At 69.4% G+C, this 11,799-nt stretch carries 11 protein-coding genes; 4 read left to right on the top strand and 7 right to left on the bottom strand.

Annotated elements, in window-relative coordinates:
- Window positions 1-76: 76 nt before the first annotated feature.
- The 4 genes from rplI to rpsF all read right to left on the bottom strand — a co-directional run bounded on the left by rplI (window position 77) and on the right by rpsF (window position 1,726).
- Complete coding sequence (rplI, locus tag AB0O48_RS13295) at window positions 77-523, bottom strand: 50S ribosomal protein L9 (protein ID WP_357242916.1); 447 nt, start codon at window positions 521-523, stop codon at window positions 77-79.
- Between the two features lie 14 nt (window positions 524-537).
- Window positions 538-819, bottom strand: a complete 282-nt coding sequence (gene rpsR / locus AB0O48_RS13300) for a 30S ribosomal protein S18 (RefSeq protein ID WP_051723758.1) — start codon at window positions 817-819, stop codon at window positions 538-540.
- The gene (locus AB0O48_RS13305) at window positions 819-1,355 is read right to left on the bottom strand and encodes a single-stranded DNA-binding protein (protein WP_181518404.1); all 537 of its coding nucleotides are present in this window, start codon (window positions 1,353-1,355) and stop codon (window positions 819-821) included. The genes rpsR and AB0O48_RS13305 overlap by 1 nt, the downstream gene beginning before the upstream one ends.
- Window positions 1,356-1,435: 80 nt before the next feature.
- Window positions 1,436-1,726, bottom strand: a complete 291-nt coding sequence (gene rpsF, locus AB0O48_RS13310) for a 30S ribosomal protein S6 (protein WP_036391391.1) — start codon at window positions 1,724-1,726, stop codon at window positions 1,436-1,438.
- A gap of 638 nt (window positions 1,727-2,364) precedes the next feature.
- Here rpsF and AB0O48_RS13315 point away from each other — a divergent pair.
- Together AB0O48_RS13315 and AB0O48_RS13320 are read left to right on the top strand one after the other, a co-directional pair.
- Entirely contained in the window at window positions 2,365-3,156 is a 792-nt protein-coding gene (locus AB0O48_RS13315; RefSeq protein WP_357377257.1) for a deoxyribonuclease IV, read from the top strand.
- Window positions 3,153-5,657 (top strand): hypothetical protein, encoded by a 2,505-nt coding sequence (locus AB0O48_RS13320; RefSeq protein WP_365065416.1) that lies wholly within the window; start codon window positions 3,153-3,155, stop codon window positions 5,655-5,657. The genes AB0O48_RS13315 and AB0O48_RS13320 overlap by 4 nt, the downstream gene beginning before the upstream one ends.
- A gap of 120 nt (window positions 5,658-5,777) precedes the next feature.
- On the opposite strand, the gene AB0O48_RS13325 is transcribed toward AB0O48_RS13320, so the two are convergent.
- On the bottom strand, window positions 5,778-7,286 hold the full coding sequence (locus AB0O48_RS13325; RefSeq protein ID WP_357242925.1) for a glycosyltransferase 87 family protein: 1,509 nt from the start codon (window positions 7,284-7,286) through the stop codon (window positions 5,778-5,780).
- 127 nt (window positions 7,287-7,413) lie between these two features.
- The gene (locus tag AB0O48_RS13330) at window positions 7,414-9,666 is read right to left on the bottom strand and encodes a transglycosylase domain-containing protein (protein WP_365065420.1); all 2,253 of its coding nucleotides are present in this window, start codon (window positions 9,664-9,666) and stop codon (window positions 7,414-7,416) included.
- Here AB0O48_RS13330 and AB0O48_RS13335 point away from each other — a divergent pair.
- Window positions 9,629-10,384: a hypothetical protein gene (locus AB0O48_RS13335; RefSeq protein ID WP_357571594.1), complete on the top strand. Its 756-nt coding sequence runs from the start codon at window positions 9,629-9,631 to the stop codon at window positions 10,382-10,384. The genes AB0O48_RS13330 and AB0O48_RS13335 overlap by 38 nt on opposite strands.
- A gap of 139 nt (window positions 10,385-10,523) precedes the next feature.
- On the opposite strand, the gene AB0O48_RS13340 is transcribed toward AB0O48_RS13335, so the two are convergent.
- Window positions 10,524-10,973: a DUF5318 domain-containing protein gene (locus AB0O48_RS13340; protein ID WP_357242934.1), complete on the bottom strand. Its 450-nt coding sequence runs from the start codon at window positions 10,971-10,973 to the stop codon at window positions 10,524-10,526.
- 176 nt (window positions 10,974-11,149) lie between these two features.
- On the opposite strand from AB0O48_RS13340, the gene AB0O48_RS13345 reads away from it, so the two are divergent.
- Window positions 11,150-11,788 carry a PadR family transcriptional regulator gene (locus AB0O48_RS13345; protein ID WP_357242937.1) on the top strand — a complete coding sequence of 213 codons (639 nt, stop codon included), beginning with the start codon at window positions 11,150-11,152 and terminating at the stop codon, window positions 11,786-11,788.
- Window positions 11,789-11,799 lie beyond the last annotated feature (11 nt).

Genomic DNA, 11,799 nt, shown 5'->3' on the forward strand with positions numbered 1-11,799 from the left:
GCGTGGTGCGGACGACGTACGCACGAGGGCCCGCACCGATCGCTCGGTGCGGGCCCTCGTGGTGGTGTCGCGGACGTCAGCCCTGAAGGACGTTCAGGTTGAACGACGCGGTCACGTCGGGGTGCAGCTTGATCTTCACCGGGTAGGTGCCGGTCGACTTGATGTGACCGGGCACCTCCAGCCGGCGACGGTCGAGGACCGGGCCGCTGGCCGCCTTGACGGCGTCGACGATCTCGGCCGGAGTGACCGAGCCGAAGAGCCGCCCGCCGTCGCCGGCGCGGACCTTCAGGTTGACCTTGAGACCCTCGAGCTGAGCCTTGACCTCGTTGGCGTGGTCGAGGTCGCGGATCTCGCGGGCCCCACGGGCCCGCTTGATGACCGTGACCTGCTTTTCCGCGCCCTTGGTCCAGGCGATCGCGAAGCCCTGCGGCAGCAGGTAGTTACGGCCGTAGCCGTCCTTGACCTCGACGACGTCGCCCGGGGCACCGAGGCCGGACACTTCCTGAGTCAGGATGATCTTCATATCGGTGCCTCCTCTCAGCGGGTGGTGGCCGTGTAGGGCAGGAGCGCCATCTCACGGGCGTTCTTGACCGCACGGGCGATCTGCCGCTGCTGCTGCGAGGTCACGCCGGTCACCCGACGAGCGCGGATCTTGCCGCGATCGGAGATGAACTTGCGCAGCAGCGCGGTGTCCTTGTAATCGATGTAGGCGATCCCGTCCTTGTCGAGCGGGTTCACCTTCTTCTTCGGCTTGCGCAGTGCCGCAGCCTTGGCCGTTGCACGTGCTCCTGGTTTGCGATCGCGAGCGCTAGGCGCCATTAGAACGGTGGCTCCTCGTCAAAATTGGCGCCCGAACCGGCACGCGCGGGAGAAGGAGCAGCCGAAGCCCAGGGGTCGTCGAAGTTGCCTCCGCCGCCGCCCTGGTTGCCACCGCCACCGCCGCCACCGAAGCCGCCGCCACCGCCGCCGGAGCGGGACATCTTCTGCACCTTCGCCGTGGCGTAGCGCAGCGACGGGCCGATCTCGTCGACCTCAAGCTCGATGACAGTGCGCTTCTCACCCTCGCGGGTCTCGTACGACCGCTGACGCAGCCGGCCCGACACGATCACCCGAGCGCCACGCTGCAGCGACTCGGCGACGTGCTCGGCGGCCTGCCGCCACACGGTGCATGCGAGGAACAGCGGCTCGCCATCCTTCCATTCGTTCGACGCCTTGTCCATGAAACGGGGCGTCGAAGCGACTCGGAACTTGGCGACCGCAGCCCCGGAGGGGGTGAACCGCAACTCGGGGTCATCGGTCAGATTGCCGATGACCGTGATGGTGGTGTCTCCTGCCATGACCATCTCCTCGCGCACTCAGCGTCTCGTCGTACAGGCTCGCAGAGCCGTACGACAGAGTCGCGGAGGCTGATCCGGACGAACCGGGGTTGGATGCTCTAGCGCATTTCCGGTCGGATGACCTTGGTGCGCAGCACGGACTCGTTGAGCCGGAGCTGACGGTCCAGCTCGGCCACCGCAGCAGGCGTGGCCTGCAGGTCGATGACGGCGTAGATGCCTTCGGCCTTTTTGTTGATCTCGTACGCGAGGCGCCTGCGGCCCCACACGTCGGTCTTCTCAACCGAGCCACCCGCGGTCCGAATCACGTTCAGGTACGTGTCGAGCGACGGTGCGACGGTGCGCTCCTCGAGGCTGGAATCGAGGATGACCATTAGTTCGTAGTGACGCAAGACGTGCTCACCTCCTGTGGGCTAAGCGGCCACGGTCCTTCCGTGGCAGGAGGTCTTGTGTCGTTGCCCGCACGCGCCGAGGGAACCCGACCGGACGCGGACAACCTGACCAGGATACCCGGTCCGAACGATCATGCCCGGGGAGGTCGGGTCGGCACCCGGACAGGCTGACGGGGGTCCACCGTCCGACCGTGCACCGGTCGGTGGTGGACCCCCGTCCTACGAGGCCGCGGGGCGTCCCGTCCGCATTCCTTGGGTGGGACCTGGGGAGGAACGACCACACCGATGAGGTTGGACCGGAGACGCCCCGCGGAGCTTTATCGTGTTGTTATCTGACGATACAACAGCACTCGTACCTTGTCGGAGGAAAAAGCACAAATTTCCGAGATTCTTCAACGGTCGGAATCTGCCGGACGAGGGGGCCGCCCCCGCCGCGCCGGGCCGCGTGGCGGAGGCAACCTCGCTGTCGGCCGTCGACCCCGGTCGCCGTACGCGGCGCTCGCGCCGCCTGCTGACCGGGCAGTGGTCGCCGGTTCAATCCCATCAACGACCGTCGGTCCGAGCGGTGACGTCGACGACCCACGACACCGCCCCGACCGTCGCGGCGGCGGTCAGGGTCGCGACGTAGGCTCGCTCGCATGCGTATCGGAGCCCACGTCGATTCGACCGACCCGCTGGCGGAGGCGGCTGCCCGGTCCGCCGACACCGTGCAGTTCTTCCTCGCCGACCCGCAGGGGTGGAAGGCGCCCAAGCCTCGGGAAGACGCCGAGCGGCTGCGCGCGGCCGAGGTCGACCTCTACGTGCACGCGCCGTACGTCATCAACGTGGCGACCCTCAACAACCGCATCCGGATTCCGAGCCGGAAGCTGCTGCTCGGGCATGCCAATGCCGCGGCCGCGATCGGCGCCAAGGGCCTGATCGTCCACGGCGGGCACGTCAACGCCGGGGACGACCTGGCCGTCGGCTTCGACAACTGGCGCAAGACCTTCGCGTACGCCGCCGACTCCGGCGGCTTCGGCGTGCCGGTCCTGATCGAGAACACCGCCGGGGGCGACAACGCGTGCGCCCGACGACTGGACGCACTCGCCCGACTCTGGGACGCCATCGGTGATCACGAGGTCGGCTTCTGCCTGGACACCTGCCACGCGTACGCGGGCGGCGAGGAGCTGCTCGGGCTCGTCGACCGGGTCAAGGCGATCACCGGACGGATCGACCTGGTCCACGCCAACAACTCCAAGGGCGCGTTCAACTCCGGCCAGGACCGGCACGACAACCTGGGCGGCGGAACGATCGACCCGGAACTGGTGGTGGCGGTGATTCGGGCGGCCGGGGCGCCGGTGGTCGTCGAGACACCGGGAGGCGTGGCCGGTCAGGCCGCCGACATCGACTTCCTCCGTCAGCAGCTCGGGACGGAGAGCCGGGCAGCATGACGACCGGACAGCCCGGGACCGGTAAGGCCCAGCCCTCCTCCGCCGGCCCGGACGCCGGGAAGCGACCCGCCACCGCGTCCACGACGGGCAGCCCGACCCGGCCGACCGGCACCTCCGACGCCGACAAGACGCCCGCCTCCACCACCGCTGCGACGACCGCGGACAATCCCGGGCGACCCCCGCGATCGACCGACGGTGCGAAGCCCGCACCAGCGACGAACGGCAGGCCCACGGGTGCCAGCGCCGCCACCGGCGACATCGAACCCGGCCCCGCGAAGGACGACACGACCAAGACCGGCGGTACGGGCAAAGCCAGCGACGCGGCCGAGGTCAGCGGTACGGCCAAGACCAGCGACACAGCCAAGACCAGCGGTACGGCCGAAGCCAGCGGTACGACCCCGGACGTCGCCGGCACGGACGCGCCCAAGCGGGGCTGGATCAACCGCCTGACCCGACGCGGCAAAGCGGCCAAGGGGGAGAGCGCCAAGGCCGGTACCGTCAACGACGGCGACCCGGTCAAGGACGGCGATACCAAAGCAGACGCCACCAAGGTCGATGACGCGGTCAAGGACGGCGACACCAAAGCAGACGCCACCAAGGTCGATGAACCGGTCAAGGACGGCGGCACGAAGGACGACGCGACCAAGACCGGCGGTACGGCCAAGAATGGCAAGGCGGGCGACGCCGACGGTCCGGCACAGGCCGATGGCAAGACGAAGCCGGCCGACCCGGATCGTTGGGAGGCGTTCGCTTCCGCTCCGGAGCCGAAGCCCTCCATCCTCACCCGGTCCAGCCTCGCCGTCGGCCGGTTCCTGATCCACGAGTGGACCCTGGCCGCCCTCGGCGCGCTGGCACTGGCCGTGCTGATGACCTGGCCGACGTTGCGCTACCCGCGCTACACACTCCCGCAGGACTACTGGGATCCGAGCCTGCAGGCCTGGCAGATGGCCTGGTCGGGGCACATCCTGCTGACCGACCCGGCGCACCTGTGGCAGTCCAACACGTTCTTCCCCGAGCTGTGGAGCTTCGCGTTCTCCGACACGCTGCTCGGGTACGCCCCGGCGGGGATGCTCGGCAGCGGCCCCGAGGACGCGATCCTGCGCTACAACATCATGTTCGTGCTGGCGCACGCGCTCGCCACGTTCGGGGCGTACGCCCTGGCTCGGCAGCTCGGCGCCGGCCGGATCGGCGCCGCTGTCGCCGGCGTCACCTACACCTACGCGCCGTGGCTGCTGTCCCAGGCCGGGCATCTGCACGTGCTCTCCAACGGCGGGATTCCGCTGGCGTTGGCGATGCTGGCGCGCGGGCACGGCTGGTCACTGCGGCACGGTTACCGACCCGAGCAGCGGCACGACGGGTGGGTCTACGGCGGCTGGCTGGTGGCGGCCTGGCAGCTCAGCCTCGGCTTCGGCATCGGGCTGCCGTTCGCGTACTTCCTCGGCGGCACGGTGCTGGTCGCCGTCGTCCTCTTCGTCGTGCGGCGGCTGCGCACCCGCCAGGCCGTGCCCTTCGGTCGCCGGTTGATCGTCGCGAACGTGCTCGGTGGGGTGTTGTTCGCCGGTGTGGGTGTGCTCCTGGCGTTCCCGTTCTTCCGGGTCACCGAGCTGCACCCGTACGCCGAGCGCACCATCGACGACGTCAGCATCTTCTCGCCGCCGGCGTCGGGTTTCGTGACGGCGCCGGCGGAGTCGCGGATCTGGGGTGGACTGCACGAGGGTGCCCGTGCGGCGCTGCCATGGCACCCGGAGATGACCCTGTTGCCGGGCTACGTGCTCTACGCGCTCGCCCTGGGTGGGCTGTTCTTCTCGGTCTGGCGGCTGCGGCACCGGCTGCTGCTGCTCGCCGGGGTGCTGGTGACGATGGCCTTCGCGATGGGCACCCGTTTCTTCGACGGCACCTTCACCTACGTGCCGCTCTTCGAGCACGTGCCGGGCTGGAGTGCTCTGCGTACCCCTGGTCGGTTGATGTTGTGGACCACGTTGTTGCTGGGCCTGCTCGCGGCGGGAGCGGTCACCGCGCTCACCGACCGGGTTCGTGAGCTGACCGCGCAGCGGATCCCGTCGTGGCCGGGGCCGTGGCTGCGGATGGCCACGCTGCTGCCGCTGCTGCTGGTGACCGTCGAGGGCCTGAACAGCACCCCGCATCCGGTGGTGCCGACCCAGCCGGCCGCGCTGCGTTCGGCCGAGGGACCACTGCTGGTGCTGCCCAGCAGCCAGAACCTGGATCAGCACGTGATGCTCTGGTCGACCAGCGGGTTCCCCGATGTGGTCAACGGCGGCAGCGGCTTCACACCCCGTCAGCTTGACGACGTCCGTCGGGTGAGCCAGTCGTTCCCCAACCAGACAAGCGTCGACTACCTACGCACGCTCGGCGTCCGGACGGTGGTGCTGCTGCGCGACCAGGTGCCCGGCACGCCGTGGGAGATCACCATCGACGCGCCTGTCGAGTCGCTCGGCATCACCCGCCAGGAAGTCGGGGACGCGGTCGTCTATCGCCTGTGAAGCTTTAGGGCGGGTTTTCGGGGGAGCCCACCCGGCTCCGGGCGGTCAGGCTTGATCCCTGCGCCGGGCGGGCTCCCCCGAAAAACCCCGACGTGGTGCAGGCCGCGTTCGGCCTAATTGTCAGGTAGCTGCGGCGGGCTCGGGTCGGGGTTCGCTGCTCGTCTCTCTGCGGCGCCAGCGGTCCAGCCACGGCGCATCCGGTGCGCCGTCGAGGACGCCGCCGTCCGGGTCGTCCGGGTAGGTGGCCCGCACCACGTCCCGCTCGGGGTGCAGGATCTCCTTGATGACGAACACGCAGAGCACGACCACGGTGGTCAGCCGCAACGTCGAGGCCAGCACGAACACCCCCTCCGGAAAGACCGGGCGGGTGGTGGCCGCGCCGAGCAGCTCACCGTAGAAGGCGACGAAGTAGCAGACCTCGGCGATCTGCCAGGCCAGGAAGGCACCCCACTTGGGTCGGGCCAGCACCACCAGCGGCAGGAGCCACAGCACGAACTGCTGCGACCAGACCTTGCTGAAGATGAGGAACGCCGCGACCACCAGGAAGGCGAGCTGACCCAGCCGCGGTCGGCGCGGCGCCCGCAACGCAAGCACGGCCACACCGAGGCAGGCCAACCCGAACAGCGCGTACGAGAGGTTGTTGAGGGTGGGGATGTTGGCGTTCAGCCACTCGAACGGGCCGAGTTGGCCGGGGTCGTTGCCGACCTTGCCGTCCAGGTAGCGCCCGATGTACCAGAGGGTGCCCCAGTCGATCGGCCGGGTGGTGTTCAGCTCGAAGAACCGGTCCCAGTTGTCCGGGTAGGCCCGTGCGGCGGGCAGGTTCACCAGCACCACGGCGGCGACCGCCGTACCGGTGGCGGTGAGCGCGGCGCGGAGCCGGTCGGCCCGCAGCGCGAGAACGAGGATCGGCCCGAGCAGGAACAACGGCCACAGCTTCGCCGCGCCGGCCAGTCCGAGTAGTACGCCGGCGAGCGCGGGTCGTTTTCGGGCCCAGGCCAGCAGGCCGAAGGCGGCCAGCCCGATGGCCAGCAGGTCCCAGTTGACGGTGGCGGTGAGCACCAGCGCCGGGGCGAGTGCGAACAGCGCGGCGTCCCAGGGTCGTCTGCGGCGCAGCGCCAGGAGCACCGCCACCGTGGCCACCGCCAGCGCGCCCAGCACCAGCGCGTTGAGGTTGTAGAACCACTGGCCCTGGTTGATGCTCGGGTCGCCGGCACCGACGGCGTGCACCGGCAGGCCCAGCGCGCCCATGAAGTAGCCGGTCAGCACCGGGTACTCCACCGGGTGGTCACGGTAGGGCACCTTGCCCTCGTTGAGCCCTTCGGCGTAGTACAGGGCGAGGACGTCGGTGTAACAGAACCGGTTGTACTGGACGTTGTTCTGCCAGGCACCGTCCTGGCAGGGCGACTTCTGCACCCAGTGCAGCGCAAGGGTGAGGCAGGCCAGGGCCAGCACGATCCGGACGGCGGTCCAGAAGCGACGCTCCTGGCCGGCCGGCTGGTCCAGCGCGGTCGCGTGGTCGCCCAGTGGGCCGCCGATGGCGCCGGAGAGGCCGCGGACGAACCCGTCGGATCGGGACGGGTGGTCGGTGGTTCCGGCGTCGTCGATGCCGGGCGTCGACTGGGTGCTCATGAGAAGGCATCCTGCCGTATGACCGGGGTGGTCGTCCCGTCCCGACGCGGAGAGATCTGGGTACGGAAACGCCGCCGCCGGCCGAACAGATCGTCCGGCCGGCGGCGGCGTCGTGCGAAGTTGCGGGTCAGTCCCGGTTCGGTGGCACGCCGGGCAGCAGTCCACCACCGCCGCCGCCACCTGGTCCACCGGGTCCGCCTGGCCCACCGGGACCGCCGGGATTACCGCCCGGGTTGCCACCAGGATTGCCGCCGGGGTTACCACCCGGGTTACCGCCGGGGACCGTGCAGAACGGGTCGGTCAGCGGGTCGCAGCCCGGTTGGCCCGGGAGACCGGGCAGGCCCGGAGTGGGGGGCGGCGGCTCCTTGCCGTTGCCCTTCGTGGCGTCACCCTCGCCGGTGACGCTGGGTAGGGGGATCTCCTCCAGGCCCTTGAGGGCGGAGTTCATGTACTTCTCCCAGATGGGGCCGGGGAGCGTCGAACCACCGATGTCCTTGCCGCTGGCGAGCTTGATCTGCGGCTTCTTCGGGTCCCGGCTGCCCACCCACACCGCGGTGGCATTCTGCGGGGTGTAACCGACCGTCCAGGCGTGCGAGTTGTCCTCGTCGTCGTACTCCCAGGTGCCGGTCTTGGCGGCGGCCTGACGGCCGTCTTCCAGGGAGATGTCGTTGGGGCGCGGGATCTGCTTCAGGACACCTGTGACCTCGTCGGTGATCTTCTTGGGGATCCGCTGTTCCGGCTTGATGCGCTCGCTGCCGACGACCTTCCACTTCCCGGTGTCCGTGTCCTGCTGCTCCACCTTGATGACGAAGTGGGCCTTGATGTACTTGCCGTCGTTGGCGAAGGTGGCCATCGCGTTGGCGTGGTCGAACACGGTGATCGGGTACTTACCGAAACCGGTGTAGTTGTCGAACGGGTTCGGCCCCTTCTTCGACAGGTCGAAGGCCTGCGGCGGGTCGACGCCCCACATGGTGGTCACGCCAGCCTTGTGGGCCATGTCGACGACCTTCTCGACGCCGATTTCCTTGGTGACCCAATAGAAGGGCACGTTGTACGACTGGACCGTCGACTCCTCGAGGGTGCAGTACTTGCCGCACTTGAGGTTGGTGCGGCCCGCGTTTCCGATCGCCACCTTGGAGCCCTCGGGCTTGTACGGCGTGGGGTCCCAGTGCGACTTGACCGAGATGCCCGCCTCGATGGCCGCGGCCAGGGTGTACACCTTCATCGACGAGCCCGGCTGGTGGCCACCGGTCAGGTCGCCGTTCTTGTCGACGTTCTTGCCGGCGTAGTCGAAGTCGGCGCCGCTGTCACCGCCGTAGTAGGCGAGCACCCGACCCTTCGACGGGTCGATCGACACCACCGCCGCCATCAGGTTCTTCGGCTGGTCGTTGAGCTCGGAGCCCTTCTTGGACTGCATCGCCGTGTTCTCGGCGGCGGCCTGGAGCTTCGGGTCGATGGTGGTGGTGATCCGGTAGCCGCCGTCCCGCAGCGCGTCCACGCAGCTCGTCTTGCCCTCCGCGCCGCTGTCGGAGCAGAGGCCCATCGCGTCCATCTCTTCGCGGACGTAGTTGATGACGTTGCCCCGCGGGCTGTCGACACCGAACCCGTTCCCGCCCTTCTTCGGCGGCAGCACCTTCGGGTAGGCGGTCGGCGACGCGGGCTCCCCCGGGGCGTCGACCCAGCCTTCCTTCTTCATGCCGGAGATCACGTAGTCCCACCGTGACTTGGCGTCGGGCATGTTGACCGCGGGATCGAAACCCTTGTGGCTGCTGCTCGCCACCGGCTGCTTGATGACCGCCGCGAGCACCGCGCCCTCGCCCACGGACAGGTCCTTCGCCGCCTTGCCGAAGTACGTCTGTGCCGCGGCCTCGATGCCGTAGGCGCCGCGTCCGAAGTAGATGACGTTGAGGTAGTGCTGCATGATCTCCGGCTTGTCGTACTGCTCGCTCAGCTTGGAGGCGAGGATGGCCTCCTTCACCTTGCGGCCGTACGAGTCGTCCTGGAGGTTCTCGAACGCGTTGCGGGCGTACTGCTGGGTGATGGTCGAGGCACCCTGCTTGTCGCCACCGGTGATGTTGTTCCATCCGGCCCGGACGATGCCCTTGTAGTCGACGCCGGAGTGCCGGTAGAAGTTGCGGTCCTCGGCGGCAGCCACCGCGTGCTGCACGTGCACGGGGATCTGGTTGATGGTGACGAAGGTGCGGTTCTCGCTGCCCAGCTTGGCCAACGGCGTCCTGCCGTCCTTGGCGTACACCGTGGTGGACAGCGGCAGCGGCAACTCGTTGGGCATGACCACGTTCGTCGAGTAGTAGGTGAACCCGACCACGCCGACGCCAGCCAGCATGATGAAGATCGCGACGCCGGCGATCAGCAGGTTCATCCGCTTGCGCTTCTTCGAGCGCGCCGCGCCCGCGCCGCCCGCACCACGACCGCCCCGACCCGGGCCGTTGGGTCCACCGGGACCGTTGGGCCCACCCGGCCCACCTGATCCACCGGAGACCGGAGAGACGCTCGCCCGGGCGACCGCGGCCCGGCCACCCACCGACGCGGAGCCGACGCTGGCTCGACCCGCCGAGGCGGTACCGACCGAGGCGGCACCGACCACCGCCCGACCCGCCGGCGCTCCGGGTGCCGGGGACACCGGCACCGAGGCCCGTCCGGCGCCGGCACGTCCGGCAGCCGCGCCAGGTCCGGGCGACACCGGCACCGAGGCGCGTCCCGGTGCCGGCGACACCGGCACGGAGGCACGTCCTGATCGGCCCGGGGTCGCCGAGCCCACCGAGGCGGATCCGGCTGCCGCGCCACCCCGCGGCGGCACCGACGCCGATCCGCCCACCGTGGCCCGCCCGCCGGCGGCCGGCGGCGTCACCGAGGCGCGAGCCGGTGCTGCCGCTCCGCCCCCCGAAGCCGACCAGCCACTTCCGCCGGAGTCACCGCCGGGCCGGCGGCGCGCGTCGTCCGCGCCCGGCCCGGGGTCGCCCGCCGGGGCCGGGTACTGGGCCCGGCCGCGCGCAGAACTGGGATCGCCGTACGAGTTCATTCCTCACACCCTGCCGGTCGCGGTGGGGCGCGACTGCGCCGCCACCGGGTTGCCGTGAGTTGCTTCACCCGCGACGACGGCACAGGGGTGCCGCCTCGCCGAGGTCAATGCTGTATCAATCGGGCCAATCGGACCAACGAGCGGTCGGCCGTCCCGGGTTTCGTCGATGGCCCCGAGGCCGGTCCAACCTGCTGCGATCACCGTTGCGCCTCTCGCCTCCGCCGACCCGCACCTTCGGCGGCCGCGACACTCTGCTCGCCGGCACCGTCGCTGTCGCCGGTCAGACCATCCCGGCCGAGCAGGTACTGCTCGACGAGATGGTTCCAGTCGCAGCCGAGGCACACCTCCACCACGAAGACCTGAAACTCACGCAGTGTCATCGCCAGCACGGGCAACTCGGTGAGCGTCCGTGCCTGCCCGGCGGACTGCTTGAGCTCGTCGCCATAAATGTAGTGGACGAGGGTCAGGTTTTCACTGCGGCAGATCGGGCAGCGCCGGTCCGTCGGCTCTCCGTGGAACCGGGCGGCGTTCTTCAGGTACGGCGACGCGTCGCACACGTCGTACGTGCCGACCCGGCCGGCCAGGAGCTCACGCAGCACTGCTCGCTTCTGAAGCGAGTAGTCGACGACCTGGCGCTGCGTACGCATGCGAAGAAGGGTACGCGGTCCGGCCCAAGCAGGCGACCATGCTCACGATCCGTGACGACAGGGTCTCAGATTGGGGGGTTTGCCCTGGCCGGCGCAACCCGCTAACGTGCGATGTATCGGTCCGATACATCGCGGCGGTCACCGCTCCACGCCGGAGGGGAAAGAGAGGGTGGCACGTGCTCGAGTTCGCCATCCTCGGCCTCCTGCAGGAGTCTCCGATGCACGGCTATGAGCTGCGCAAGGAGCTGACCGCCAAACTCGGCGCGATCCGGGCGGCGATCAGCTACGGCTCGCTCTACCCGACCCTACGCAGGCTCCAGGCGGCGGGTTGGATCACCGAAGCTGCTGAGACACCCGCCACTGCCGAGGAGGTTCCCGCGCTGACCAGCCGACGAGGTCGGGTGGTCTACAAAATCACCGCGGACGGCAAGGAACGCTTCGCCCAGCTGATCGCACAGGCCGGACCCGAGACGTACGACGACACGGGCTTCGGGGTGCACTTCGCGTTCTTCGCCCGGACCGACCAGGCGACCCGACTGCGCATTCTGGAGGGTCGCCGCCGCAAGATCGAGGAGCGTCGCGAAGGGCTTCGTGACGTGCTGGGCCGGGCAGCCGAGCGCCTCGACGCTTACACCTTGGAATTACAGCGCCACGGCCTTGACGCCTGTGAGCGCGAGGTCCGCTGGCTGGAGGAGCTCATCGCCAACGAGCGCTCCGGCCGAGCCCCGACGGTCCCGCACACCGGGACGGCCGGTGGCCGACGAGAAGACAACAGCCCGCCTCCGCCTGGAGAGACCAGGAATGAGCGGCCGTGACAGAAAAGAAG

The sequence above is a fragment of the Micromonospora sp. NPDC085948 genome (assembly GCF_040686315.1).
Classification (GTDB): domain Bacteria; phylum Actinomycetota; class Actinomycetes; order Mycobacteriales; family Micromonosporaceae; genus Micromonospora.